Origin of the sequence: Gordonia sp. N1V (genome assembly GCF_029269935.1) — a bacterium.
In the GTDB taxonomy this organism is placed as follows: Bacteria; Actinomycetota; Actinomycetes; order Mycobacteriales; family Mycobacteriaceae; genus Gordonia; species Gordonia polyisoprenivorans.
This window is the reverse complement of record NZ_JARJDD010000020.1, coordinates 46,442-72,168: the sequence shown is the minus strand read 5'-3', so window position 1 is coordinate 72,168 and position 25,727 is coordinate 46,442. Positions and strand designations below refer to the sequence as shown.

Annotated in this window: 19 protein-coding genes; 10 read left to right on the top strand and 9 right to left on the bottom strand. The window is 66.8% G+C overall.

What is annotated here, in order from left to right; all coding sequences use genetic code 11:
- Positions 1 to 47: 47 nt before the first annotated feature.
- The 5 genes from P3L18_RS21810 to P3L18_RS21790 form a co-directional block, all read right to left on the bottom strand.
- Entirely contained in the window at positions 48 to 1,724 is a 1,677-nt protein-coding gene (locus P3L18_RS21810) for a thiamine pyrophosphate-dependent enzyme (RefSeq protein WP_276115208.1), read from the bottom strand.
- A 202-nt stretch (positions 1,725 to 1,926) separates the two neighbouring features.
- Positions 1,927 to 3,048, bottom strand: a complete 1,122-nt coding sequence (gene solA, locus P3L18_RS21805; RefSeq protein ID WP_006372898.1) for an N-methyl-L-tryptophan oxidase — start codon at positions 3,046 to 3,048, stop codon at positions 1,927 to 1,929.
- A 30-nt stretch (positions 3,049 to 3,078) separates the two neighbouring features.
- Complete coding sequence (locus tag P3L18_RS21800; RefSeq protein WP_276115223.1) at positions 3,079 to 4,212, bottom strand: tyramine oxidase subunit B; 1,134 nt, start codon at positions 4,210 to 4,212, stop codon at positions 3,079 to 3,081.
- Positions 4,213 to 4,297: 85 nt separating this feature from the next.
- Positions 4,298 to 5,788 carry an APC family permease gene (locus tag P3L18_RS21795; protein WP_276115207.1) on the bottom strand — a complete coding sequence of 497 codons (1,491 nt, stop codon included), beginning with the start codon at positions 5,786 to 5,788 and terminating at the stop codon, positions 4,298 to 4,300.
- A gap of 35 nt (positions 5,789 to 5,823) precedes the next feature.
- Positions 5,824 to 7,737, bottom strand: coding sequence for a primary-amine oxidase (locus P3L18_RS21790; protein ID WP_276115206.1), 1,914 nt, complete (start codon positions 7,735 to 7,737; stop codon positions 5,824 to 5,826).
- 188 nt (positions 7,738 to 7,925) lie between these two features.
- On the opposite strand from P3L18_RS21790, the gene P3L18_RS21785 reads away from it, so the two are divergent.
- The gene (locus P3L18_RS21785; RefSeq protein WP_276115205.1) at positions 7,926 to 8,519 is read left to right on the top strand and encodes a TetR/AcrR family transcriptional regulator; all 594 of its coding nucleotides are present in this window, start codon (positions 7,926 to 7,928) and stop codon (positions 8,517 to 8,519) included.
- 74 nt (positions 8,520 to 8,593) lie between these two features.
- Here P3L18_RS21785 and P3L18_RS21780 read toward each other — a convergent pair whose 3' ends face one another.
- Positions 8,594 to 10,531, bottom strand: a complete 1,938-nt coding sequence (locus P3L18_RS21780) for an FAD-binding monooxygenase (protein WP_276115204.1) — start codon at positions 10,529 to 10,531, stop codon at positions 8,594 to 8,596.
- Between the two features lie 3 nt (positions 10,532 to 10,534).
- Complete coding sequence (locus P3L18_RS21775; RefSeq protein ID WP_276115222.1) at positions 10,535 to 11,848, bottom strand: MFS transporter; 1,314 nt, start codon at positions 11,846 to 11,848, stop codon at positions 10,535 to 10,537.
- A gap of 279 nt (positions 11,849 to 12,127) precedes the next feature.
- On the opposite strand from P3L18_RS21775, the gene P3L18_RS21770 reads away from it, so the two are divergent.
- From P3L18_RS21770 to P3L18_RS21730, 9 genes are all read left to right on the top strand, one after another.
- Positions 12,128 to 13,630 carry a fumarylacetoacetate hydrolase family protein gene (locus P3L18_RS21770; RefSeq protein WP_253194030.1) on the top strand — a complete coding sequence of 501 codons (1,503 nt, stop codon included), beginning with the start codon at positions 12,128 to 12,130 and terminating at the stop codon, positions 13,628 to 13,630.
- On the top strand, positions 13,627 to 14,325 hold the full coding sequence (locus tag P3L18_RS21765) for a GntR family transcriptional regulator (RefSeq protein ID WP_276115203.1): 699 nt from the start codon (positions 13,627 to 13,629) through the stop codon (positions 14,323 to 14,325). Before P3L18_RS21770 ends, P3L18_RS21765 begins: the two co-directional genes overlap by 4 nt.
- Before the next feature lie 60 nt (positions 14,326 to 14,385).
- Positions 14,386 to 15,903: a 5-carboxymethyl-2-hydroxymuconate semialdehyde dehydrogenase gene (gene hpaE / locus P3L18_RS21760; protein ID WP_014360777.1), complete on the top strand. Its 1,518-nt coding sequence runs from the start codon at positions 14,386 to 14,388 to the stop codon at positions 15,901 to 15,903.
- 77 nt (positions 15,904 to 15,980) lie between these two features.
- Complete coding sequence (gene hpaD, locus P3L18_RS21755; RefSeq protein WP_006372888.1) at positions 15,981 to 17,144, top strand: 3,4-dihydroxyphenylacetate 2,3-dioxygenase; 1,164 nt, start codon at positions 15,981 to 15,983, stop codon at positions 17,142 to 17,144.
- Positions 17,144 to 17,929: a 2-oxo-hept-4-ene-1,7-dioate hydratase gene (hpaH, locus tag P3L18_RS21750; RefSeq protein ID WP_265076738.1), complete on the top strand. Its 786-nt coding sequence runs from the start codon at positions 17,144 to 17,146 to the stop codon at positions 17,927 to 17,929. The genes hpaD and hpaH overlap by 1 nt, the downstream gene beginning before the upstream one ends.
- A complete protein-coding gene (locus P3L18_RS21745; RefSeq protein WP_276115202.1) occupies positions 17,914 to 18,714 on the top strand; it encodes an HpcH/HpaI aldolase/citrate lyase family protein in 801 nt (266 codons plus the stop codon). The genes hpaH and P3L18_RS21745 overlap by 16 nt, the downstream gene beginning before the upstream one ends.
- A 59-nt stretch (positions 18,715 to 18,773) precedes the next feature.
- On the top strand, positions 18,774 to 19,901 hold the full coding sequence (locus P3L18_RS21740; RefSeq protein ID WP_276115201.1) for an NDMA-dependent alcohol dehydrogenase: 1,128 nt from the start codon (positions 18,774 to 18,776) through the stop codon (positions 19,899 to 19,901).
- Between the two features lie 58 nt (positions 19,902 to 19,959).
- Positions 19,960 to 21,366 carry an aldehyde dehydrogenase family protein gene (locus P3L18_RS21735; RefSeq protein WP_276115200.1) on the top strand — a complete coding sequence of 469 codons (1,407 nt, stop codon included), beginning with the start codon at positions 19,960 to 19,962 and terminating at the stop codon, positions 21,364 to 21,366.
- A 109-nt stretch (positions 21,367 to 21,475) separates the two neighbouring features.
- Complete coding sequence (locus P3L18_RS21730; RefSeq protein ID WP_276115199.1) at positions 21,476 to 22,783, top strand: MFS transporter; 1,308 nt, start codon at positions 21,476 to 21,478, stop codon at positions 22,781 to 22,783.
- A gap of 138 nt (positions 22,784 to 22,921) precedes the next feature.
- Here the strand turns inward: P3L18_RS21730 and P3L18_RS21725 are convergent, their stop codons facing one another.
- Positions 22,922 to 24,142: an acyl-CoA dehydrogenase family protein gene (locus P3L18_RS21725; RefSeq protein WP_276115198.1), complete on the bottom strand. Its 1,221-nt coding sequence runs from the start codon at positions 24,140 to 24,142 to the stop codon at positions 22,922 to 22,924.
- Between the two features lie 27 nt (positions 24,143 to 24,169).
- Positions 24,170 to 25,540 (bottom strand): acyl-CoA dehydrogenase family protein, encoded by a 1,371-nt coding sequence (locus P3L18_RS21720; RefSeq protein WP_276115197.1) that lies wholly within the window; start codon positions 25,538 to 25,540, stop codon positions 24,170 to 24,172.
- Positions 25,541 to 25,727 lie beyond the last annotated feature (187 nt).

Below are 25,727 nucleotides of genomic sequence, written 5' to 3'. Positions count from 1 at the left end.
GCTGGTCGAGATGACCAGTTGCGGCCAGTCTAGGGGTCGTCGACCGCTCAGGCGGTGGTTCGCATGAGGTAGCGCCAGGGCGTGATCTCGGTGCTCAGCGGCATCGGCACGACGACCACCGTCGGCACATCGCGGCCCGCGGCGGCGGTGATCGCCGCTTCGAGCTCCTCCGGTGACTCGGCCCGAACCCCTTGTGCGCCATACGCGGTGGCGACGGCGGCGAAATCGGGATTGTGCAGATCCGCGCCGACGGGATGGCCGTAGCGGCGGATCTGATCGGCCTTGACGTTGCCGAAGGCCGCGTTGTCGAAGACGACCACCACGACGCCGAGCCGATACTGGACCGCGGTGGCCAGCTCGGCGATCGCGAACTGGAAGCCACCGTCGCCGGTCACCGAGACGACCACGGAATCACGATGGGCCGCCTTGACTCCCAAAGCCGTGGGAAAGCCGTACCCCAGGGTGCTCTGGTGCCCGGTGGTGATGAAGTGGCGGGGCGCGCCGACCGGGAAGCCGAAGCACGCGGCGAAACCCATCTGCGACACCTCGTCGACGAGATAACCGTCGGTGGGTACCGCTCGCCGGATCGCCGCGAGATGATCGGCGTGTGGCTGCAGCCACTCGGTGATCTCACTGCGCGTCCGGCGTTTGATCGCGGCGAATTCGTTTGTGCGGTCGGCTCGTTGCCGTCTGCGGGCATTCAGGCGGTCGACCAGATCGGCGGTCGCGTCCCGGGCGTCGGCGGTGATCGCCACCGTCGGATGCAGCCGGGTGTGGACGGCCGGGTCGATGTCGATGACCACGCGGGGAACGTCGACGTCCGGGGTCGGCCAGCGGAACCAGAGCAGCTCGGCGCGGGACCCGACGATGATCACCAGATCGGTGTCGGGCCAGCGGGCGAGGCCGTCGGCACAGGTGAAGCCGTAGGGTGACGAGTCGTCGACGACGCCCTTGCCGCCGCGGAAGGCCACCACCGGCGCGCCACAGGTCTCGGCCAGCGCCCGTACCTGCGGGCCGGCCTCCCGGGCGCCGCCACCGACGAGGATCATCGGCGCGCGTGCCGTGGCGATGAGTGCGGCTGCGGCGTCGATGTCGCGCGAATCGACTGCAGGACGGGAGATCTCGAGCGGCGCCACATCGTCGACGCGTACCTGCCGGGGTAGCACGTCCCACGGTGTGGCGATTGCCGTCGGGCCCGGCCGGCCCTGGAGCGCTGTCCGAATCGATTCCGCCAGAACGGTTGCGGCGTTCTCGGGATCGAGCAGCAGCTCGGCGTGTTTGGTGACGCCGCGCAGGGTGGCGAGTTGATCGGGCATCTCGTGGACGTGGCCGAAACCCCGTCCGAGGTAGTCCGAGGGGATCTCGCCGGTGAGGGCGAGTACCGGTGTGCTGGTGCCCATCGCGGTGAGCAGGCCGGCCGAGGCGTTGAGGATTCCGGGCCCGGGCACCACCGAGCACACCCCGAGGCGTCCGGTGGACTGTGCATACCCCAATGCCATGTAGGCGCAGGTCTGCTCGTGACGCGGCGTGATCAGGTCGATGGTGTCCGAGGCGTTGCCGAGTGCCTCGAACAACGGGTAGGTCTGGACCCCGGGGATGCCGAACACTGTGTCGACGCCGTGTGCGACGAGCCCGTCGACGAGTACCTCCGCAGTGGTGCGCGGGGTGGCGATCGGGTGTCGCGTCTCGGTGATCGGGTGGCTGCTCGGTGCGGTGATGGTCATCGGTGGCGTCCTTCCGCTCGAACCCTGATGCGCTGGAGACAGATGTGCTGCAGACAGATGTGCTGCAGACAACGGTGTGTTCGAGGTAACAACGCCACGTGGAGGCGGTCAACAGTGGTGGCGACAACTGGCGATCCTGTGCAGATCGAGCAGCATCACCGCCTCTGATCTATACAACCTGCCGGGTCCCGGGCGGGCATGCTCATCGATGCTGCGCCGACAACGCGAACGAGGGATCGTAGAGGTCGGTGGGTGTTCCGGTGATGAGGTCGGCGGCGATCTGCCCGTAGACGGGGGCGAACTTGAAACCACGCCCGGAGAACGCGGTGAGCAGCAGCATCCCGGTGTCGGCGTCGAGATCCACCAGCGGTAGATCGCCGGGAGTACACAGCTCGTGGTGCATCGAGTACTTCACCGGTTCGGGATTGAGGTCGGGAAGGAAGTTCGCGGCCCAACTGCCGATCCGGGTGAGGTCGGCGCGACTGAACTCGGGCACCTCGTCGGGGGAGCCGATGGCGGGCCAGAGGGGCTCGGTCGCGACCTTGATGCTGTACGAGTCGTGGCTGGGGGTGCCGTAGAGGTGTACCCCGTCCTCGTCGCGGATGAAGACCGGGAAGCGCTCCGGGGTGAACATCTGCGGGTGGCGGGGCATGAACCAGGTCAGCGACAGCGGGATGATCGAGAGGAATCCCTTGAGATCCGGGCGCAGGCGGGTCGTCCACGATCCGGTCGCCACGACGACCTTGTCGCAGGCGATCGTGCCGTGATCGGTGATGATCTGCAGACGTCCGCCCGCCTCATCGAAGTCGATCACCTCGGTGTTCGTGAGTACCTGCGCACCATGGGATTTCGCGGTCTCCACGGCGGCCATCACGCTCGCTTCCGGATAGAGGCTGCCGGCGCGGTGATCGAGGACGGCGACGGTGTGGTCGTCGACGCGGTGTTGCGGGTAGCGCGAGCGCAGTGCGGCCGCGTCGAGGATCTCGTGCGGGAGGTCGAACTGTTCGGCCGACGCGATCGACTTGAGCAGTCCGCCGGAGCCCGCGTCGCCGATCTGCAGGGCGCCGCACTCGTCGTAGAGGTGCCGGCCCGAGTCGTGCTCCAACTCGAACCACAGCTCACGCGCGCGGGCGAGCATCGGGACGAAGCGCGGACCCTCGTGCACGGCCGATCGGAACAGGCGTGAATCACCGGCATACGAGCCGCGGGCGTGCCCGATCCCGAATTGTTCGACGCCGATGGTGCGTACGCCTCGTTTGGCCAACTGCCACAGCGCCATTGATCCTGCCGAACCCAGGCCGATGACGACGACGTCGGTCTCCATGATGTGAATGTCCTTCGGGTAGAGGATGACTCAGGCCAGGGCCGGTGAGTCCCAGAGGTTGAGGATGGTGCCGATGCCCTTGGCGACGGCGTTGCGATAGATGACGGTGCCCCAGGCGACATCCTCGACGGGCATCCCGCCGACCGAGAACACGACGATCTCGTCGTCGGAGCGGCGCCCGACGGCGTCGCCTGCGGCGACGGCACCGAGATCCACGAGGTCGTCGGCGGCCATTGCACCGTCATGGATCATGTCCATGAACTTGCATCCGATGATCGGGATCGTGTGGTGCGACGGGTGCCCGGTCTCCTCGGCCCATGCTTCGTAGAGGCGCACGTTGTCGACCACCTTGCGGACATCGGGTGTCTGCATGCCGGCGTCGATGTTGCAGGGGGCGGGCATGCTCAGGAAAGCCCCCGGTTTCACGTCCTCGCGGCGGATCGTGGGATAGGTGGCGGGATCGCCGGTGACCCCGGTCGTGCAGAAGGTGACGATGTCGGAATCGTGGACGGCCTCGCCGAGCGTCTCGACCTCCAGAATCGTGGTGATCTGCGGGAATTCGTCGCGCACCCAGGCGGTGAAGGCGTCGATACTGCTCCGGCTGCGGCCCTTGATCTTGAGGGTGTCGATCATCGGGCAGGTGGCGACGAACGCCGACAACGACGTGCGGGCCATCACTCCGGGACCGACGATGCCGACCACCCGCGAGTCCGGGCGCGCCAGGTGGCGCGCGCCGACTCCGGGGACCGCGCCGGTCCGATACGCCGACAACAGGTTCGCCGACATCAGCGCCAGCGGCGCGCCGGTGTCGGTGTCATTGAGCATGAACATCAGGATCGAGCGCGGTAATCCCTTGTCGCGGTTGGCGACATTGGAGCCGTACCACTTCATGCCGCTGGTGCCGAAGCTGCCGCCGAGGTAGGCGGGCATCGCCATGAACCGGCGGTCGGCGGTGTTGGCGGGCATGCCCTCGAACGGCGACTCGTCAGGGAAGGTGATCATCGCACCGTGCGAGTCGCTGTTGGGTCCGGCCATGCGGTAATCACCCTTGTGTAGCAACACGAAGGTCTCCTCCATGGCGTCGACGCACGCGGGCATGTCGGTGACGCCTGCGGCGATCATGTCGGGTTCGGAGAGATAGCGGAAGTCGATCCGGGTGAGCATCGGGCGGTCCTCGGTGGTGATCTGGTGCAGGGCAGGGGGTTTCGACACGATCGGTGTTGTCGCCGTCGCGTCCGTGGTGGCTGTCTCACTCACGGTGACGTCCCATCTCGGCGTAGAGCTGCGGTGAGCGTGAGCGGAGCACCAGCGAGGCGCCCGCCCCGAGCACCGCGGCGACGAGCAGCAGGGCCGGGAGCAGCCAGACGAGGATTCCGCCCGAACTGATGAGCAGCCCGAAGTTGGCGATCGCGTACCACAGGATCGCGATCAGGGCGATACCGGCCACCAGCGGAGCGACCAAGGTGCGCAACAGGTTCCGTTCGAGGTCGCGGTGGCGCAGGAAGAAGGCGACCACGGCCAACGACGATGCGGCCATCAAGGCGATCACGCCAAGCGTGCCGAGGTTGGTCAGCCAGGTGAACAGTGCGAGCACCGGATCTTGACCGGCGAGGGCGAAGATCGCGACCACGATCACCGCGACGGTGGTCTGGGCCACCGACCCGACGTGCGGGCTCTGGTGGGTGCGGTGGGTGCGACCGGCCTGCTCGGGCAGCAGTCCCTCGCGTCCGAGGGCGTAGGTGTAGCGGGCGACGGCGTTGTGGAAGGCCAGCACCGCGGCGAACACGCTGGTGATGAACAGTAGTCGCATGATGGTGGTGAACCAGGACCCGATGTAGGAGTTCGAGAGATCGAACAGGAAGGTCGTCGGGTCGGCGAGTTTCGCGATGTAGTCGGGGATGTTGCCCACGCCCGCGCCGTTGACCATCAGGAAGGTGACGGCGGTGTAGACCACGCCGATGGTGATCACGGCGAGGAACGTCGCGCGCGGCACCGTGCGCTTGGGGTCCTTGGCTTCTTCGCTGTAGATGGCGGTGGCCTCGAATCCGACGAAGGATGCGAAGCAGAACAGCAGGGCGATCGGTAGTGAGCCGGAGGTGAGGGCGCTCGGCGTCAGCGGGGTGACGCTCAGCGACGTCGTCCCGAAATCGCCGCCCTTGACCGCGATGACGATCGCCAGCACGATCACCACCAGGAATTCCGCGGCCACCAGCACCGAGAGCACCTTCACCGACAGATCGATCTGGCGATAGCCGAGGACTGCGACGATGGCGATGCCGATCAGGACGAACACCCACCAGTCGATGGACACCCCGAATTCGTCGCTGACGAATCCGGTGACCGCGGCGCCGAACAGACCCCACAGGCCGATCTGCATCGCGTTGTAACTGAGCAGCGCGAGATAGGCTGCCGCCCCACCGAATTGCTGGCGCAGGCCGCGGGTCACGTAGGAGTAGAACGCGCCGGTGCTGGTGTGGTGGCGGGCCATGGTGGTGTAGCCGACGGCGAAGACGAGCAGGGTGAGTACGGCGACGATGTAGGCGCCGGGCACGCCGGGGCCGTTGCCCAGCAGCATGGCCACGGGCGCACCGCCGGCCATCGCGGTCAGCGGTGCCGCGGCGGAGATCACGAAGAACGTGACCCCGAAGACGCCGAGGCTGCCGCGCCGGAGTTGATGTTGTTCTCGGGTGGATGTGGTGGAGGTCGCGGCGGGGCTCGGCGCCGGATGGTCGGTGGTCATGGGAACTCCAGGGAGATCGGGTGGGGGATGGATGGTCAGCCGTGACAGGAGGCGCGTGAGGCGGGGACGTCGAGGGTGGGGTTGCGGTCGAAGAAGCCGACCGGTTTGAGGGTGAAGCCGGTGTAGTCGACGGGCATGATGGGCCAGTCCTCCGGGCGCGGATAATGCGTGAGACCGAAGGTGTGCCACACGACGATGTCGGTGTTCTCGACGCTGCGATCACCGTGCACGAAGGCGGGTAGACCCGAGCCCCCGGGGTGCTGGTTCACCAGATCGCCTGCGGCATAGAGCTCGTCGGCGTCGAAGGGTGTCACCCACAGGTGTTTGGTCGCGAATGCGGCGCGACGGGCGATCGACGATCCGTCGTCGGCCAGCAGGGTCTGGCGGCCCTCCGGGAGCAACGCATAGGCGACCGGATGGCCGAGCCGGTTCCGCATCCCGAGGTTGGTGACGTGCCAGACCCGGCCGACGGTGTTGTCGGCGTCACGTTGCGCCTCGGATTCGGTGCGCAGCAACGTCTTCGACAGGGTGAAGGCGTTGCCGTGCGGATTGCCGTCTCCCATCGGGACCCGGACGCTCTGCAGTTCCTCGACACTGTTGGCATCGCCGTCGACCATCATGTCGAGCCGGGCGCTGAACAGGTGCTGGTGATACGGAGCGCCGAGTCCGGGGGCGATCTGCGAGGAGTACGGGTACTCGTCGCCGGGGTAGGCGGAGGTGAACACGATTCCCGTTGCCTTGACCTCGAATTGGATGGTCCCGTCGAGGTAGAGGTACCAGAAGAAGCCGTAGTCGTAATTGCCGATGGTGGTGAAGAACGAGATCACCAGACGCCGCTGTCTGCGGGTCTCGTGGGAGCCGGCCCACAGATCGGTGTGCTTCCAGAGTATGCCGTAATCCTCCTCGTGCATGCACACCGCGTTGCGCAGCGTGTGCGGGGCGCCGCTCTCGTCGGCGATGACCGCATCGAAGTAGGTGATGTCGCCGACGCAGTCACAGCCGAGTTCGAGGGCATTGGCGTAACGCCCGACGAGATATTCGCCGGTGTCGAAATAGTTCTGCCACGAACGCACCGGCGACGGATCGCCGTAGGGCACAACCATCTCCGCGATCGACGCGCGGTGGATGATCGGACGCACCCGACCGCCGTCGGTGAAGCCGATCTGATGCAGGACGAGACCTTCGCGGGCGTCGAAACCGACTCGCAGACTCCACTTCTCCCACTCGACGAGATTGCCGGTCACGGCGAAGCTCGGACCCTGCGGTTGGGTGATGGCGATGGGCTTCTGTGTCGTGCGCAACGGGCCGGTGACCTCGGGATCGGCGAAGTTGCCGGACTCTTGCGGGATCGGCACCACGCCCAGGTCGAGGATCTGCAGGACCTCTCGTGCGGTGACGTCGACGAAGGCGACCAGCCCGTCGATCGGATGTGCCCACGGGTGGTCGGCGGGCTCGGGCTGCCAGAAGGCCAGCCCGCGCAGGATGCGGCGGCCCTCCTCGCCCGGATAGTCGAAGACGCCCGCCGAGAGGGGTGCGACGCGGACCTGCGCCACATCGAGGTCGCGGGCGGCGAGTGCCGCCAGCCATCGCTCGTCGGTGGCGAGGACCTCCTCGACGAGCCCGAACTCCTCGTCGAGCACGGGCACCTGACCATCCACGGCGGTGTCGAGTACGCGGTGCGACACCACCTCTCGGTCGGTGACGTCGACGACGGCGTCAAGGGATTCGGACGTGGTGGGGTCGAGCAGCAGCGCTCGGAAGCGTCGGTGCGCCGAGGCGGGCGCGTCGCGATAGAGCTGTGCCTTCGCGGGTTCGACGAGCCCGACATAGGCGAAGCGGCTCGTATCGGTGACGAGTCCGGCCGCCCTCAGGATCGCGGTGACGTCGTCGATCTCCGCGGCGGTGGGCATGGACAGGGGATGGTCCACGGTGTCAGGACTGACGGCCATCGGTGTCTCCGTTCAAGATGGTGTGCCGCAACCGGAATCGTTTTTCCTACGGTTGTAGGAAATAGTAGGCACGAGTTGTTTCCGGTGTGTGCGTTTCGTGTTACGTACCCTGTAACGGGCGTGGATCCGGCGCGGGATGCGCCGAACGAGGCGGACGGTGGTGAGGCCACCAGGAGGTGAGGGCGGACGTGCCCAAGGTGGTCGATCACGACGAGCGGCGCCGGGAGATCATCGCCGTGGTGTGGCGGTTGATCGCGACCCGGGGGATCAGCGCGGTGAGCATGCGCATGATCGCCGAGGAGGCCGGCTACGCGAACGGGGTACTGGGCTATTACTTCGCGAACAAGGACGAGGTGATCCGGCGGGCCTACGAGCACGTCTCGCTGGCCACCAACGATCGCGTGGCACGGTTGATGGGCGACGCGCGGGGTCTCGACGCGCTACGCATCCTGTGCGGCGAGATCATGCCCCGCACCGAGGAGGCCCTGCTCGAGGCGCGGATCGCCACGACGCTGTGGGAGCACGCCATGTACGACCCGGTGATGAAGCAGGTCAACGCCGAGTCGTGGCAGACGTGGCGCACGCAGATGGTCGGGTTTCTCGACCAGGCGGTGTCCGACGGCGAACTGGCGTCGGCGGACACCGCACTGGCCGCCGATACCCTGCTGACCCTGTTGATGGGGATGCAGGTGATGGCCGTGCTCGCACCCGAGTCGTTGCCGCCCGCCCGGCAGGACGAGATGTTCGAGCGATGGCTCGAGGAGTTGCGCACTGCTGGGTAGGCGGCGGACATGTCAGGCGAACGGGTGGGCGCCGGCGCCGAGTGGGCAGGCGGCATCGGTATCGGCGAGGGTGGTCACACCGACTCCTTGGCACGAGCGGATGTGTTGGCGGGCAGCAGGTTGCGGGCGAAGAACCCCGCGAGCTCCGTACGGGCGGAGAGCGGGAGAACGTGCGCGACATACTGATCCGGGCGCACCACGACGACGGCTCCGCGACGGTCGATGCCGCGCTCGGCGAAGATGTCGACGTGCGGGTCGGTCGCGTAGACCTTCTCGTAGTCGGTGATCTGGAACGGTCCCACCTTGGGCAGGAAGATCTTCGGCACCGCGTTGAGGTCGACGCGGGTGTGATCGTGCTGGTAGATCACCTTGACGTCGAACACCGAGTCGAGGTCGGTGCCGGCGGGGGTATGACGCACCACCGGTGACTCCGGATCGGTGGCCAGCCAGGTGGCCCAGTCGTCGAGAGCCGAGACATCGGGTGCGGCGTTGTTCATGCCGGCGGACGGATCGGCGGCGAACGCATAGATCCGCCAACGTCCGTCAGCTCGGTGGTGATGGCCCAGCTGGACCGGATTGGCATCGCCGACGCGGACCACGGGCGCGGATTTGAACCGTTTGCCGATCGGGTAGCCGGTCGCCAGATCCTGGTGGGTGGCATCGGCGATGATCATCGACGGCGCGTACTGCGTCATGAAACCGGCCGGGAATTCGGCGGTCTTGACGTAGAAGTCCTCCAGCTCCGACGGTGAGTCGAACTCCTCGGGACGTTTGGCCATCATCGACGACCATTCGCGGTCGAAATCGATCAGGTTCTGCGCAATCACCTGACGCTCGGCGGAATACGTGCTCAGCAGTTCCTCCGGCGCACGACCGGAGAGCACGTGACCGAGCTTCCAACCGATGTTGAAGCCGTCCTGCATCGAGACGTTCATGCCCTGTCCCGCCTTGGCGCTGTGGGTGTGGCACGCATCGCCGGTGATGAACACCCGCGGGGTGCGGGTGCCGGCCTGCTCGATGTCGACGTCGTCGAACCGATCGGTGACCCGGTGACCGACCTCGTAGACACTGTGCCAGGCAACGTTTTTCACGTCGAGGGTGTAGGGATGCAGGATCTCGTTGGCCTGCCGGATGATCTCGGTGATGCTCGTCGTGCGGATCCTGCCGTTGTCGTCGGCGGGGACCTCGCCGAGATCGACGTACATGCGGAACAGGAAACCGCCCTCGCGGGGGATGTGCAGGATGGACCCGCCGGAGCCGGACTGGATCGCGCACTTGGTACGGATGTCGGGGAAGTCGGTGTCGGCCAGCACGTCCATCACACCCCAGGCGTGAAAGGCCTTGTCGCCGTGTGGTGTGCAGCCGATCGCGTCACGGACGCGGCTGTGCGCGCCGTCGGAACCGACGACGTACTTCGCGCGCACCGTGCGCGTCTGGCCGTCTTGTTCGCCCGCGGTGTGGCGCAGGGTCACCGTCACCGGGTACTGCGCGCCCTGGGTGATCTCGAGGCCGACGAACTCGTAGCCGAAGTCGGGCGTCATCCGGGTCGGCGCGTTGACCATCGACTCGGCGAAGTAGTCCAGGACTCGGGCCTGATTGACGATCAGGTGTGGGAACTCCGAGATGCCGGCGGCATCGTCGGGGGTGCGCGCGGCGCGCACGATTCGTGACGGGTCGTTGGGATCGGGCTTCCAGAACGCCATCTCGGTGATCCGGTAGGCCTCGGCGATGATCGACTCGGCGAAACCGAACGCCTGGAAGGTCTCCACGCTGCGCGCCTGGATACCGTCGGCCTGCCCGATCGCCAGTCGTCCCGGCCTGCGTTCGACGATGCGGGTGGTGACGTCGGGGAACTGGGCGAGTTGCGCGGCGGTGATCATGCCGGCGGGACCGGTGCCGACGATGAGGACGTCGACCTCATCGGGGAGTTCGTCGGGCCGGTCGAGGCCGGTCCCCGCGGCGGGTTGGACCCGCGGGTCGGTGGACACATAGCCGTGGTGATGGAACTGCATTGTCTAGGCCCTCGCCATTCCTCGGATGGGACTGATGGATTGTTGTGCTTCGTGGGCGGGGCCGAGCGGGATTCCGGTACGGTCCCGAAGCGTCAGTGTGGCAACAAGACTGATGGCGGCCATGATCGCGAGGTAGATGACGATCGAGGTCGTGGTGCCGGTGGCGCGCATGAGTGCCGCGGCGATCGTGGGCGCGAACGCACCACCGATGATGGCGCCGATCGCGTAGGAGATCGAGACGCCGGAGAACCGGATCGACGCCGGGAAGAGCTCGGCGTAGAGGGCGGCCTGGGGACCGTAGGTGAAGCCGAGGCCGACGGTCAGCAGGGCCAGGCCGCAGAACATCAGCCACACGTTGCCCGTGTCGACGAGCGGGAACAGTGGGAGCAGCGCCGCCAGCAGCAGGACCCAGCCGATCAGGTAGGTGGAGCGGCGGCCGATGCGATCACTGACGCGAGCCCCGATCAGGGTGAACAGCAGCCAGGTGGCCGCCGACCCGGCGACCGCGAGCAGCACCGGACCGCGCGACAGGCCGACCGGACCGTCGGGATTGGTGGCATAACTCTGCAGGTATCCGCCGGTGGTCATGTACCCGACGGCGCTGTTGCCGGCGAAGACGAGTGCGGCGACGAGCACCAGTCCGGCGTGCTTGCGGAACAGCTCGACGATCGGGGTCTTGGTCTCCTCCCGGCGTTCGGCGATTTCGAGGAACACCGGACTCTCCTCGACGCGGCGACGGATGAAGTGACCGATGAGGATCAGGACGAACGACAGCAGGAACGGGATGCGCCACCCCCACGTCTCGAAAGAGTCGCCGGGGGCGAGGACGGCCATCAGGGCCATCACTCCGGAGGCCAGCAGCATGCCCAGCGGCACCCCGACCTGCGGGGAGGCGCCGAAGACACCGCGTTTGCGGTCCGGGGCGTGCTCGACGGCCATCAACACCGCACCGCCCCATTCGCCGCCGGCCGAGATGCCCTGCAGGATGCGCAGGGTGATCAGCAGGATCGGTGCCGCGATGCCGATGGCGGCGTAGGTGGGCAGAAGCCCGACCAGGGTGGTTGCCACGCCCATCAGGGCCAGGGTCACCATCAGGACCACGCGCCGACCGTAGCGGTCACCGTAGTGTCCGGCCAGGAATGCACCGAGCGGGCGGAACAGGAAGCTGATGCCGACCGTAAGGAACGACAGGATGGTCGCGACCCCGGGGCCTGCGGGCTTGAAGAACAATTCGCCGAAGACCAGGCCCGCGGCCACCGCGTAGACGAAGAAGTCGTACCACTCGACGGTGGTGCCGACGACGGTGGCGAAAACCACTCGGCGACGATCCTTTTCGGTCACCACCACGGCCGGTGATGCGGTTCGGGGAGGGGCGTTCATGGGGGCTCCTTCTGGGTCGCGCCCGGTGCGGGCAATCCCTTGGTGGCGAGGGGCCGAGTGGGGGCCTCGTCGCCGGAGGTTCTGGTGGCCGGGGCCACGGTCTCGAGTCGCTGCGATCTGGATCACTTGCGCTCTGTGTCTCAGACCATATACGATCTCGTATATCGCTCGCAAGATACGTTTTCATATACGATCCTGCCGACGGAGAGGACATCCGTGACGACCGACCAACATCAGCAGGCGAACCGGGACGGTTCCGCAGCATCGGTGGCCGTGCCCGCGATCGGCACGCCCGGCAAGATCATCGCGGTCCATCTCAGCTACACCTCGCGTGCGCAGCAGCGCGGGCGGCGACCGGCACAGCCGTCGTACTTCTTCAAGCCCTCGAGTTCGGTGGCGGCGACCGGCGGTACCGTCGAGCGACCACTCGGCACCGAGTTGCTCGCCTTCGAAGGGGAGGTGGCTCTGGTCATCGGAACCCCGGCCCGCCGGGTCGGCCTCGCGCAGGCGTGGGATCACGTCGCCGCCGTCACCGCCGCCAACGACCTCGGACTCTACGACCTGCGGGCGGCCGACAAGGGCTCCAACGTGCGGTCCAAGGGTGGCGACGGATTCACCCCGCTCGGCCCGGACCTCATCGACGCCCGCGCGGTGGACCCGAACGCGATCCGCATTCGTACCTGGGTGAACGGTCGCCTGGCGCAAGATGATTCGACGGCGGGAATGTTCTTCTCGCCGGCCCAGATCGTCGCCGATCTCTCGCAGCATTTCACCCTCGAACGCGGCGATGTGATCCTCACCGGCACCCCGGCCGGCTCCTCGGTCATCGGTCCCGGAGATGTCGTCGAGGTCGAGGTCGACGTTCCCGGCGGGCCGACCTCCGGTCGGCTCGTCACCACAGTGGTGCAGGGCGACAACGGATTCGACGCCGACCTCGGGTCGCTGCCGGCCGTCGACGACACCCAGCGCGCCGAGGCGTGGGGCTCGGCGCAGGCGGCCGGACTACCGGCACCCGCCGGGCCGGTCCTCACCGACGAGTTGCGCGAGAAACTGACGCGAGTGCCGGTCGCCGGTCTGTCCGGACAACTACGCAAGCGCGGCCTCAACAACGTCTCCATCGACGGCGTGCGCGCGCAGACCCGAGGAACCAAGATCGTCGGCACCGCCAAGACCCTGCGCTTCGTGCCCAACCGTGAAGACCTGTTCGACTCCCACGGCGGAGGATACAACGCGCAGAAACAGACCTTCGACGCCGTCGGCCCGGGTGAGGTGATCGTCATCGAGGCGCGCGGCGAGACCGGATCGGGCACCCTCGGTGACATCCTGGCGATCCGCGCGAAAACCCTTGGCGCCGAGGGCATCGTCACCGACGGCGGGGTACGCGACTACGCCGCGGTCGCCGAGATCGGTCTACCGGTGTTCACCGCCGGACCGCATCCGGCGGTCCTCGGCCGCAAGCACGTGCCCTGGGATCACGACCTGACCATCGCGTGCGGCGGTGCCACGATCCAACCCGGCGACATCATCGTCGGTGACGACGACGGCGTGATCGTCATCCCGCCGGCCATCGCCGCCGAGGTGGCCGACGCCGCGCTCGCCCAGGAGGAGCAGGACGCCTGGGTGGCCGAACAGGTCGCCGCCGGACACCCGGTCGACGGACTGTTCCCGCCCAACGCGCAGTGGAAAGCCCGCTATCTCGAATGGAAGGCGAATCGATGAATGAGCAACCCGGCCAGGTCAATCCGAGCCGTAGCAAGTCGCAGATCGCCTACCACTGGATCAAGGAGCGCATCGCGCGACAGGAGTACACGCCCGGCTATCGGTTGGTATTGAGCACCATCGCCAAGAGTCTGGACATGAGCGTGGTACCGGTGCGCGAGGCGATCCGCCAACTCGAGGCCGAGGGCCTGGTCACCTTCGAGACCAACGTCGGCGCCCAGGTGTCGATGGTCGACGACTCGCAGTATCGCGAGAGCATGCAGGCGTTGTCGATCCTGGAGGGTGCGGCCACCGCGCTGGCCGCCCGTCGGCTCAGCGAGGACGATCTGCGCAAGGCGCGAGACATCAACGAGCGCATGATCGAATCGCTTGGTCACTTCGATCCGGGTCTGTTCACCGCGCTGAACCAGGAGTTCCACGCGACCCTGTTCTCCAAGTGCACCAACCCGCGGATGGTCACCCTTGTCGAAGCCGAATGGGCCCGACTCGGGCACCTGCGCGCCTCGACGTTCTCCTTCGTGCCCGGCCGGGCGCAGGAGTCAGTCCGCGAACACGAGAACATCGTGCGGCTCATCGAGATCGGTGCGCCGCTCGGCGAGATCGAGAAGGTCGCGCGGCGTCACCGCGCGGCCACCCTCGACGCCTACCTGGTCCACGAACACCCCGACGAAACCCTTGGCCTGCCGGCCTTCTAGTTCTTCGACGGTCCGTAACCGGACCCCGACCCCGATCCCGACCCCCGAAACGGAGAAACCATGACGAACACGGTGAGCTCACCGGTGACCGGTCACGTCCCGGCCGATTTGCCCACGCGCATCCAACATTACATCGGCGGAGCGTTCGTCGACTCGGTCGACGGCGACACCTTCGATGTCCTCGACCCGGTGTCGAACGAGACCTATGTGCAGGCCGCTGCCGGCAAGAAGGCCGACATCGATCTGGCCGTGGCCGCCGCACGTGCCGCCTTCACCGACGGCCCGTGGCCGACGATGCTGCCGCGCGAACGTGCGCGGGTACTGCACCGGATCGCCGACATCGTCGAATCCCGTGATGCGCGGCTGGCTGAACTGGAGTCCTTCGATTCCGGGCTGCCGATCACCCAGGCCCTCGGTCAGGCCCGCCGCGCCGCGGAGAACTTCCGGTTCTTCGCCGACCTGATCGTCGCCCAGTCCGACGACACCTACAAGGTGCCCGGTAGGCAGATCAACTACGTCAATCGCAAGCCGATCGGCGTCGCCGGTCTGATCACCCCGTGGAACACCCCGTTCATGCTCGAGTCGTGGAAGCTCGGTCCCGCGCTGGCCACCGGAAACACCGTGGTGCTCAAGCCCGCCGAGTTCACACCGCTCTCGGCGTCGTTGTGGGCCGGCATCTTCGAGGAGGCAGGACTGCCGCAGGGCGTGTTCAACCTCGTCAACGGATTGGGTGAGGACGCCGGTGACGCATTGGTGAAACACCCTGAGGTGCCGTTGATCTCGTTCACCGGCGAAAGTCGCACCGGGCAGCTCATCTTCGGCAACGCGGCCCCGTACCTCAAGGGCCTGTCCATGGAACTGGGCGGTAAGAGTCCGGCGGTGGTCTTCGCCGACGCCGACCTCGACGCCGCGATCGACGCCACCATCTTCGGTGTGTTCTCCCTCAACGGTGAGCGCTGCACCGCAGGCAGTCGCATCCTCGTCGAGCGCTCGGTCTACGACGAGTTCGTGGAACGGTATGCGGCACAGGCCAAACGGGTCGTCGTCGGATATCCGCACGAGAAGACCACCGAGGTTGGTGCGCTCGTGCACCCCGAGCACTACGAGAAGGTGATGAGCTACGTCGAACTCGGCAAGTCCGAGGGACGCCTCGTCGCCGGTGGTGGTCGGCCGGAGGGCTTCGACACCGGCAACTTCGTGGCCCCCACCGTGTTCGCCGACGTCGCCCCCGATGCGCGGATCTTCCAGGAGGAGATCTTCGGTCCGGTCGTCGCGATCACCCCATTCGACTCCGACGAGGAAGCTCTCGCGCTGGCCAACGGCGTGAAATACGGTCTGGCCGCCTACATCTGGACCAATGACCTCAAGCGGGCCCACAACTTCTCGCAGGCCGTGGAGGCCGGCATGGTGTGGCTCAACTCGAACAACGTCCGCGATCTGCGCACCCCGTTCGGTGGTGTCAAGGCCTCCGGCCTCGGCCACGAGGGCGGCTACCGCTCGATTGACTTCTACACCGATCAGCAGGCCGTGCACATCACCCTCGGCAAGGTCCACAACCCGACCTTCGGCAAGCAGTAATCCCCACCGCACCAGAAGCTTTCGTTCCCGACTCCTCGATCCGCCAACCCCTCTCGACCCAGGCAAGGACGCCACCCATGACCGCTCGCGAAGAGATGACCCTGACCTCGTCGGGCTACTACGTCTCGCAGGAAGCCCCCATCCGCTCCGACAATCCCGTCTCCACCCCGCAGTCCGCGCCGCCGGACATCCTGCGGTGCGCCTACATGGAGATCGTCGTCACCGACCTGGCCGCATCGCGTCAGTTCTATGTCGACATCCTCGGGCTCTATGTCACCGAGGAGGACGACGAGGCGATCTACCTGCGCTCCACCGAGGAGTTCATCCACCACAACCTCGTGCTCCGCAAGGGTCCGGTGGCCGCGGTGGCCGTCTTCTCCTACCGGGTACGCAGTCCCGAAGACCTCGACAAGGCGGTCGCGTTCTACACCGAGATCGGTTGCCGCGTGGAACGTCGGGCGCAGGGATTCGTCAAGGGCATCGGCGACTCGGTGCGCGTGGAGGATCCGCTCGGGTTCCCGTACGAGTTCTTCTACCAGACCGATCACGTCGAGCGGATGTCGTGGCGCTACGACCTGCACTGTCCGGGCGAGCTGGTGCGTCTGGACCACTTCAACCAGGTCACCCCCGATGTGCCACGCGCGGTCCGCCACTATCAGGATCTGGGCTTCCGGGTCACCGAGGACATCCAGGACGACAAGGGCACCGTGTACGCCGCGTGGATGCGACGCAAGCCGACGGTGCACGACACCGCCGCCACCGGTGGCGACGGACCGCGGATGCATCACGTCGCCTTCGCCACCCACGAGAAGCACAACATCCTGGCGATCTGCGACAAGCTCGGCGGCTTGCGCCGCTCCGACGCGATCGAACGCGGTCCCGGCCGCCACGGTGTGTCGAATGCGTTCTACCTCTACCTGCGCGACCCGGACGGTCATCGGGTGGAGATCTACACCCAGGACTACTACACCGGCGACCCCGACAACCCCGTCGTCACCTGGGATGTCCACGACAACCAGCGCCGCGACTTCTGGGGCAACCCGGTGGTGCCGAGCTGGTACACCGACGCCTCGCTGGTGCTCGACCTCGACGGCAACCCGCAGCCGGTGCTCACCCGCACCGACGACTCGGAGATGGCGGTGACCATCGGCGCCGACGGCTTCTCCTACACCCGCAAGGATGACGAGGGACAGATGCCCGAGTGGAAGCAGGGCGAGTACAAGCTGGGTGCACAGCTCTGATGCTGTCCGCCCAGACGATCACCGAGATCGCCGACGAACTCGCTGCCGCAGAACGGGATCGGACGACGATCCCATTGCTGACCGCACGCCACCCGGAGATGACCGTCGAGGATTCCTATGCGGTGCAGAACGAGTGGCGCCGGCGCGGGATCGCCGCCGGGCGTCGTCCGGTGGGACGCAAGATCGGCCTGACGAGCAAGGTGATGCAGGTCGCCACCGGTATCACCGAACCCGACTACGGCGCGATCTTCGACGACATGGTGTTCGAGAACGGCTCGGTGATCGATCACGGCCGGTTCTCCAACGTCCGTATCGAGGTGGAGTTGGCATTCGTGCTCGGGTCGGCGCTCGACGGCTCGAACGCGACGATCTTCGACGTGCTTCGGGCCACCGAATACGTGGTGCCGGCATTGGAGATCCTCAGCTCCCGCATCGAGATGGCGGGTCGCACCATCGTCGACACCATCAGTGACAACGCCGCCATGGGCGGCATGGTCTACGGCGGAAACCCCATGAAGCCGAACGAGATCGACCTGCGGTGGGTGTCGGCGCTGCTGTATCGCAACGAGACCATCGAGGAGTCCGGTGTGGCCGCCGCTGTGCTCAACCACCCGGCCACCGGCGTGGCGTGGCTCGCCGACAAGCTTGCCGCGCATGGGGATCGGCTGGAGGCGGGGGAGATCGTGCTCGCCGGCTCGTTCACCCGTCCGATGTGGGTACATGCCGGCGACACGGTGCTCGCCGACTACGGCCGGATGGGGACGGTGACATGCCGATTCAGCTGAGGCCGACCATGCGCGAGGCGCTCGCCGCCGCCGATCGCGCGCTCTACGGCGGCTGGATCACCACCGGCTCACCGGTGGCCGCCGAGATCATGGCCGGTTCCGGCCTCGACTGGCTGCTGATCGACATGGAACACGCTCCCAACGGCCTCGAATCGGTTCTCGCACAGCTGTATGCAGTGTCAGGTTATCGGTGTACGCCGATGGTGCGGGTACCCGTGGGCGACGCCGTCGTCATCAAACAGGTTCTCGATCTCGGTGCGCAGAACATCCTCGTACCGATGGTCTCCGACGCCGGGCAGGCTCGACAGATCGCCGCCGCCGCACAGTATCCGCCCGTCGGTCGGCGCGGTGTCGGCAGTGCTCTGGCACGGTCTGCCCGGTGGAATCGGGTGCCCGACTACCTCGCCGACGGCGCCGATCACGTGTCGGTGTTCGTGCAGATCGAGAGCATCGAGGCCGTCGAGCACGCCCGAGCGATCGCCGAGACACCGGGTATCGACGGTGTGTTCGTCGGTCCGAGCGATCTCGCGGCGTCGATGGGTCTGCTCGGCGCGCAAACCCATCCCGATGTCGTCGACGCTGTGCACACGGCGTTCGACGGAGTGCGTGCCGCCGGAAAACCGTTCGGTGTCAACGCCTTCGTCGCCGACCAGGCCCGCGCCTACGTCGCTGCGGGCGCGACGTTCGTGCTCGTCGGCGCCGATGCCGCGCTGCTGGCCCGCGGGTCGGAGGGGTTGGCCGCCGGTTTTATCGGTAACGGCGAACCGAACCCCAGCAGCTATTGATCGCCGACAGTTGTTGATCCTCTGAGCTTCTGACACATCCCCGACGAAAGAAGACACCGATGTCCTTCACCACTCGCACCGCCGTTCTCCGTGAGGCGCCCGGACGCTACGAGACCGTCACCCTCGACCTCGACGAGCCACGCCAGAACGAGGTGACCGTCAAGATGGTCGCGGCCGGTCTGTGCCACTCCGACGACCACGCCGCCACCGGCGACATTCCGGTCGGCATCTACCCATTTGCCGGCGGACACGAAGGGGCGGGCATCATCTCGGCTGTCGGCCCGAACACGCCGGGTTTCGAGATCGGTGATCACGTCGTGTTCTCGTTCTTGCCGGCGTGTGGGAAGTGCGAATTCTGCGCTCGCGGACTGTCCAATCTGTGCGACCTCGGCGCGACCCTGCTCTCCGGTGATCGCGCGGAGGATCCGGGGAGTTTCCGGATGCAACTCGACGGCGCACCGGTGGGGCAGCAGTGCGGTATCTCCACCTTCAGCGAGTACACCACCGCGTCGGTCGCCTCGGTGGTCAAGGTGGACAAGGACCTTCCGCTCAAACAGGCGGCACTGCTCAGCTGTGGGGTGCCGACCGGTTGGGGATCGGCGGTCAATTCCGCTCGCGTGCAGCCCGGTGACACCGTCATCGTGGTCGGCATCGGTGGGATCGGTGCCAACGCATTGCAGGGTGCGGCGCACGCCGGGGCCACCAGCGTCGTGGCCGTGGATCCGGTCGCGGCCAAGGAGGAGAAGGCAAAACTGTTCGGCGCCACGCACTTCTACACCACGTTGGCCGAGGCCACCGAGTATGCCCGGTCGGTGACCAATGGGCAGGGCGCCGACTCGACGATCATCACCATCGGCGTGGTGTCCGGAGATGATGTGGCGCAGGCGCTGGACTCGATCCGCAAGGCGGGCACCGTGGTTCTCACCGGTCTGGGCAACATCACCGTGGCGGGTGCACCCATTTTGCTCGGTGATCTCACTCTCATGCAGAAGCGGTTGCAGGGCTCGCTGTTCGGCGAGTCCAATCCGCGTCGCGACATCCCCAATCTCGCGCGTATGTACCGGGCGGGTCAGCTCAAACTCGACGAGCTGATCACCCGCGAGTACACGCTCGACGAGGTCGCGCTGGCGTACGAGGACATGCACGCCGGCCGCAACATCCGCGGAGTGGTCGTCTTCGACGACTGAGTTTCACAGCCTTCGACGACTGAGTGTCAACAGATTTCGATCAGGAAAGAGAATCATCATGAGCACAACCTATGACAGCTTGCTGCACTCCGTCACCGATCCCGCCGGTCGCGAGATCCTTGATCCCGCGACCGGTGAGGTCGTCGGCGCGGTCGCCTTCGGTTCCGTCGCCGATCTCGATGTCGCCGTGGCCCGTGCCCGGGCCGCACAACCGGCATGGGCCGCGCGCTCCGACGACGAGCGGAAGGCGTTGCTACTCAAAGCCGCCGACGCCATCGAGGAGGCCGCCGAACCCCTCGCCGAACTCCTCTCGCGCGAACAGGGCAAACCGCTGAACGGTCCCAACGCGCGCTTCGAGGTCGGTGCCTGCTCGGCGTGGCTGCGGGCCACCGCGGCCACCGCACGGCCGGGCGAGACGGTCGTCGACGACGAGGAGACCCACGCCGAATTGCGTTACCGCCCGGTGGGAGTCGTCGGTGCGATCGGCCCGTGGAACTGGCCGATGATGATCACCATCTGGCAGGTCGCCCCGGCCCTGCGGATGGGCAACACCGCCGTCGTCAAACCCTCGGAGTACACGCCGCTGTCGGTGCTCGCCCTGATCGAGGTCCTCAACGGCGTCCTGCCCGCCGACGTGCTCATCCCGGTCGCCGGCGAGGGTGAGGTCGGGGCCAGGCTGTCGTCCCATCCCGACATCGACAAGGTGATGTTCACCGGTTCGACCCGGACCGGTCAGGCGATCATCAAGAGTTCGGCCGACACCGTCAAACGCCTCACCCTCGAACTCGGCGGTAACGACGCCGGTATCGTGCTGCCCGACGTCGACGCGAAAGCCATTGCCCAGGACCTGTTCTGGGGATGTTTCATCAACACCGGCCAGACGTGCGCGGCACTCAAACGGCTCTACGTGCACGCCGACGTCTACGACGACGTGTGTGCCGCGCTCGTCGAGGTCGCCGGGCAGATGCCGATGGGCCGCGGCCTCGACGAGAACAACGTGCTGGGTCCGCTGCAGAACCGCGCGCAGTTCGACATCGTCGCCCGGCTCGTCGAGGCAGCCAAGGAGTCCGGCGCGAAGGTGCTCACCGGCGGTGACCCCGACACCGACGCCCCCGGCCACTTCTACCCGCTGACCCTGGTCGCCGACATCGACAACGACAATCCGCTGGTGACCGAGGAGCAGTTCGGTCCGGCGCTGCCGATCATCCGCTACACAGACGTCGACGAGGTCGTCGCACTGGCCAACGGCCTCGACGTCGGGCTCGGCGCCTCGGTGTGGAGTGGTGATGCCGACGCCGCGCGAGCGATCGCGGGTCGTCTGGAGGCCGGCACCGTGTGGATCAACGGGCACGGCGGCGTGCACCCGATGATCCCGTTCGGCGGTGTCAAGAAGTCCGGGTACGGATTGGAGTTCGGCGTCGAGGGTCTCAAGGGTGTCTCGGTGCCGCAGGTGATCAACGGCTGAGCGTTTCTCGCACCCGCGCGGGACGCTCACCCGTGCGATGTCCACCCGCACGGTGCTCACCGGTACCGATGACGCACCATGGTGTGTCGAGCAAGAGGAGGTCGGTCCGGTGAGCGCACCCGCCCGTGTCGGGCACCCGATGGTGGTGTGGACGGTCGCGGTGACCGTCTACTTCATCGCCGTTCTGCATCGGTCGTCGATGGCGGTCGCCGGTCTGCTCGCCGCCGACCGTTTTCACATCTCGGCGTCGGCGTTGTCGACGTTCGTGGTGTTGCAGTTGCTGGTGTACGCGCTGATGCAGATCCCGGTCGGGCTCCTCGTCGACCGGTTCGGCCCGCGCCGGGTGCTGCTCACCGGCACCCTGATCCTGACGCTGGCGCAACTGAGTTTCGCCTTCGCCGACACCTACGTGTGGGCGCTCGGCTCTCGGTTCTTCGTCGGGGTCGGCGACGCCATGACCTTCGTGTGCGTGCTGAGGTTGGTCACCTCGTGGTTCCCGGTGCGGCGCATCCCGCTGATGACGCAGTTGACCGGAGTACTCGGCCAACTCGGCGCGGTGGCGGCCGCGGTCCCGATGACCTGGGCGCTGTCGAATCTCGGGTGGACGCACGCCTACTTGGTGACCGCCGCCTGCGGTGCGGTGCTGCTGGTGATCGCGGCGATCGTGGTGCGCGACTCCCCGCAGGCGCGCACCACCTCCGGGCCATTGCTCGGGTTCGCCGGTATCCGTGCCACTCTCGCCGCGGCCTGGGGTCATCCAGGTACTCGGCTGGGATTCTGGATGCATTTCTCCACCCAGTTCAGTGCCACCGTCCTCGGATTGCTGTGGGGATTCCCGTTTTTCGTCGAGGGCGAGGGGCAGGGCGCGGGCGCGGCAGGCACCCTGCTGACGATCATGGTGTGCTCGATCATCGGCTTCGGACCGATCTTCGCCGCGCTGATCACGCGGCATCCCTGGCACCGGTCGACCCTGGTGCTGAGCGTCGTCGGCGCCATCGCCGGCATGTGGACGATTGTGCTCGCCTGGCCCGGTTCTGCGCCGTTCTGGCTGCTGATGCTGCTGGTCATCGTGTGCGGCATGGGTGGTCCGGCGTCGATGATCGGCTTCGATCTCGGCCGCACCTCCAATCCCGTCTCACGCGTCGGCAGCGCGACCGGGATCATCAACCAGGGCGGCTTCTTCGCGAGCCTGCTGCTGATGGCGATGATCGGCATCATCCTCGACTGGCGCACCCCCGACGGCGCGTCCGGCTATCCGCCCGAGGCGTTCACCGCGGCGATGTCGGCGCAGTACCTGCTGTGGGGCGTCGGCGCCCTGCAGATCTGGCGATACCGTCGCAAGGGTCGGGCGCATCTGCTGCGCGAGGATCCGGTGGTGTGGTCGGAGCAATCCGGGCGGCCGCTGCCCGAGGTGTGAGCCGGTTCGCGTCCTCCCGGACCGACATTGCGACGGACACCGACACATCCGCACCGACGGGAATCGCCCCGCGGACGTGGTGTCCGCGGGGCGATCTCGTGTTCAATGCCGGCCGGGGAGATCATCGGCCGGTGCGACTCACTTCAGTTCGGCGCTGCTCTTGCCGAGCACCCGGCGGGCGATGATGAGTTGCTGGATCTGCTGGGTGCCCTCGAAGATGTCGAGGATCTTCGAGTCGCGGGCCCATTTCTCGAGCAGCAGGCGTTCGGAATAGCCTGGCGTACCGGCCAATTCGACGGCCTTGTTGGTGACGTCGGTACCCGTGCGGCCGGCCTTGGCCTTGGCCATCGAGGCCTCCAGCGAGTTGGGCTGCTTGTTGTCGGCCATCCAGCACGCCCGCATGGTCAGCAGATACGCTGCCTCCCAATCGGATTCCATTCGGATGAATTCGGCTGCGGCGGCATGCTGATCGGCGGCGGGACGATCGTAGTCGATCTCGATGCCCGCGTCTTCGAGGATGCGACGCAGCTCTTCGAGTGCGGCCCGCGCCACCCCGACGGCCATTCCCGCGACGAGGGGCCGCGTGTTGTCGAAGGTCTGCATGACCCCGCCGAAGCCCTTCTTGGTGTCGACCTCGGGGCTGCCGAGCAGGTTCTCCTTGGGGATGCGGCAGTTCTCGAACCGGATCACCGCGGTGTCGGAGACGCGGATGCCGAGCTTGTGCTCCAACCGGACCACCTCGACACCGGGATGTTCGCGCGGCACCACGAAGCTCTTGATCGCGGCGCGGCCGAGGTTCTTGTCGACGGTCGCCCACACCACGATATGGCTCGCGCGTGAGCCCGCGGTGACGAAGATCTTCTCGCCGTTGATGACGTACTCGTCGCCGTCGAGGGTGGCGGTGGTGGTGACTGCGGCCGAGTCCGAGCCGAAGCTGGGCTCGGTGATGGCCATCGCCGCCCACACCTTGCCGAAGCGCTCGAGCTGCTCGTCGGTCGCGACCGCGGCGATCGCCGAATTGCCCAGTCCCTGATAGGGAATCGACAACATGAGGCCGACGTCGCCCCAGGAGGTCTCCATCACGTTGACCACCGACTGCATGTTGCCGCCGTTGACCACGACGCCCTCGGGACGCTCCTTGCCCTTGTCCTTGCTCCGGCCGGCATCGGCGCCGGCACCGGCCTGGCCGGTCTCGGCCAGACCGTCGTACAGGCTCGCCAGGGTGTCGAGCTCGACCGGGTAATCGTGTTCGCGCAGATCGTATTTGCGCGAGATGGGACGGAAGATCTCCGCCGCGGCCTGATGGGCCTGATCGATGGTGACGCCGAGCTTCTTCGGCAGTTCCAGATTGATGCTCATGACTGTGTCCTCGATTCCCGGGTCGCCTTACAGGACGACGATGCCCTCGCCGATACCCGCGCCACGCAGGTCGCGGTACCAGCGCTCGACCGGATGTTCCTTGGTGAAGCCGTGGCCGCCGAGCAGCTGGATGCCGTCGAGACCGATCTGTAGGCCCTTGTCGATGGTGAGCTTGCGGGCCAGGGCGGCCTCGCGGGCGAACGACAGGCCCTGCTCGGCGCGCGAGGCGCCGCGCAGGGTGACCAGACGGATGCCGTCGAGCTCGGTGGCGATGGTGGCGACCATGAAGGCCACCGCCTGGCGGTTGGAGATCGGCTCGCCGAACGCCTCACGCTCGTTGACATAGGGGATGACGTAGTCGAGCACGGCCCGACCGGTTCCGGCGGCCAGCGCCGACCAGCCCAGACGCGACAACCGCACCACATCGCGATACGCCGCGAAGGCAGCATCGGGTGATCCTTCGCCGAGCAGCGCCGACTCCGGCACCGCGACGTCCTGCAGCAGCAGTCGACCCATGCCTGCGGCGCGCACACCCATGCCGGGGTCGGCCTCGACGATCAGGCCCTTGGAATCGGATTCGACGATGAACAGTGCGGGCCGGCCGTCGAGTTGCGCGCCGACGATGAACAGTTCGGACGACCCCGCGGCGGGTACGAACGACTTCACGCCGTTGAGCCGGTAGCCGCTGGGTACGCGGGTTGCCTTGGTCTGCAACGAGAATGCGTCGAACAGCGGGCGCGGTTCGGCGATCACGACCGCCGACTGCGGGACGTTCTCACCGGCGAAGTCGGGCAGGTAGGTCTTCTGCTGGCCGTCGCTGCCGAAGTTCGTCAGCGTGGTGGCCACACCGCTCGGGGCGAGCAGCGGCAGCGCGAGACCCATGTCGCCGTAGGCCATCGCCTCGGCGACCAACGCGTTGGTCACGACCCCGCGCTCGGTGGCCGCGCCGTCGAGTTCCTCGGGGACGTTGATCATGGTGATGCCGAGTTCCGCGGAGCGCTTGACGATGCTCTCCGGCGCGGTGGCCGCGGCGTCGGCGTCGTAGGCGGCCGGACGCAGGATCTCGGTGGCGAACTCCTTGACCGTCTCGGCGATCATCTGCTGTTCGTCGTCGGGCGTGAGATTGAAGTAGCCCTTGGGTGTGGTCGTCAGCCGTTTGGCCGGAGCCGACCCGCCCTGCACCTTCGAGAAGGCGCGGTTGGCGGCGCCGAGGGTCTGGAACCCGGTCTTGGTCGCCTGGTACGCGATCCGGTTGATGGGTTCACGGATCTGGTACTTCTCGGCGAACTCCGAGCCCGTGACCGTGGTCAGCACGCGCATCGCGGTACCGATGAAGTTGCGGGGATGACGGGTCTTCCCGACGGCGGAGGTGTCGCGGGGTTCGGTGTGAGTAGACATGTTCACCATTTCTCGCAGTGGTTGACTGGGTGGGGCGGTACGGCTCCGGGATACCTTACCCGGCGGTAAGAACCGATCTTACTCATGGGTAAGAAGAATGTCACGTGTTTGTTCGCCGGGACTCGTTCGCCGGCCGTGCGTGCCGGGGCGACCAGGGGTTATGAAGCGGTTCGCTGACACATGAGGC

What these genes read in the sequence shown, in the direction of transcription:
- hpaH (WP_265076738.1), top strand. Translation starts at nt 17,144, where the DNA reads ATGCTGTCCGCCCAGACGATCACCGAGATCGCCGACGAACTCGCTGCC.
- hpaE (WP_014360777.1), top strand. Translation starts at nt 14,386, where the DNA reads ATGACGAACACGGTGAGCTCACCGGTGACCGGTCACGTCCCGGCCGAT.
- P3L18_RS21735 (WP_276115200.1), top strand. Translation starts at nt 19,960, where the DNA reads ATGAGCACAACCTATGACAGCTTGCTGCACTCCGTCACCGATCCCGCC.
- solA (WP_006372898.1), bottom strand. Translation starts at nt 3,048, where the DNA reads ATGGAGACCGACGTCGTCGTCATCGGCCTGGGTTCGGCAGGATCAATG.
- P3L18_RS21740 (WP_276115201.1), top strand. Translation starts at nt 18,774, where the DNA reads ATGTCCTTCACCACTCGCACCGCCGTTCTCCGTGAGGCGCCCGGACGC.
- P3L18_RS21745 (WP_276115202.1), top strand. Translation starts at nt 17,914, where the DNA reads ATGCCGATTCAGCTGAGGCCGACCATGCGCGAGGCGCTCGCCGCCGCC.
- P3L18_RS21765 (WP_276115203.1), top strand. Translation starts at nt 13,627, where the DNA reads ATGAATGAGCAACCCGGCCAGGTCAATCCGAGCCGTAGCAAGTCGCAG.
- P3L18_RS21720 (WP_276115197.1), bottom strand. Translation starts at nt 25,540, where the DNA reads ATGTCTACTCACACCGAACCCCGCGACACCTCCGCCGTCGGGAAGACC.
- P3L18_RS21725 (WP_276115198.1), bottom strand. Translation starts at nt 24,142, where the DNA reads ATGAGCATCAATCTGGAACTGCCGAAGAAGCTCGGCGTCACCATCGAT.
- P3L18_RS21795 (WP_276115207.1), bottom strand. Translation starts at nt 5,788, where the DNA reads ATGACCACCGACCATCCGGCGCCGAGCCCCGCCGCGACCTCCACCACA.
- P3L18_RS21780 (WP_276115204.1), bottom strand. Translation starts at nt 10,531, where the DNA reads ATGCAGTTCCATCACCACGGCTATGTGTCCACCGACCCGCGGGTCCAA.
- P3L18_RS21790 (WP_276115206.1), bottom strand. Translation starts at nt 7,737, where the DNA reads ATGGCCGTCAGTCCTGACACCGTGGACCATCCCCTGTCCATGCCCACC.
- P3L18_RS21800 (WP_276115223.1), bottom strand. Translation starts at nt 4,212, where the DNA reads ATGCTCACCCGGATCGACTTCCGCTATCTCTCCGAACCCGACATGATC.
- hpaD (WP_006372888.1), top strand. Translation starts at nt 15,981, where the DNA reads ATGACCGCTCGCGAAGAGATGACCCTGACCTCGTCGGGCTACTACGTC.
- P3L18_RS21810 (WP_276115208.1), bottom strand. Translation starts at nt 1,724, where the DNA reads ATGACCATCACCGCACCGAGCAGCCACCCGATCACCGAGACGCGACAC.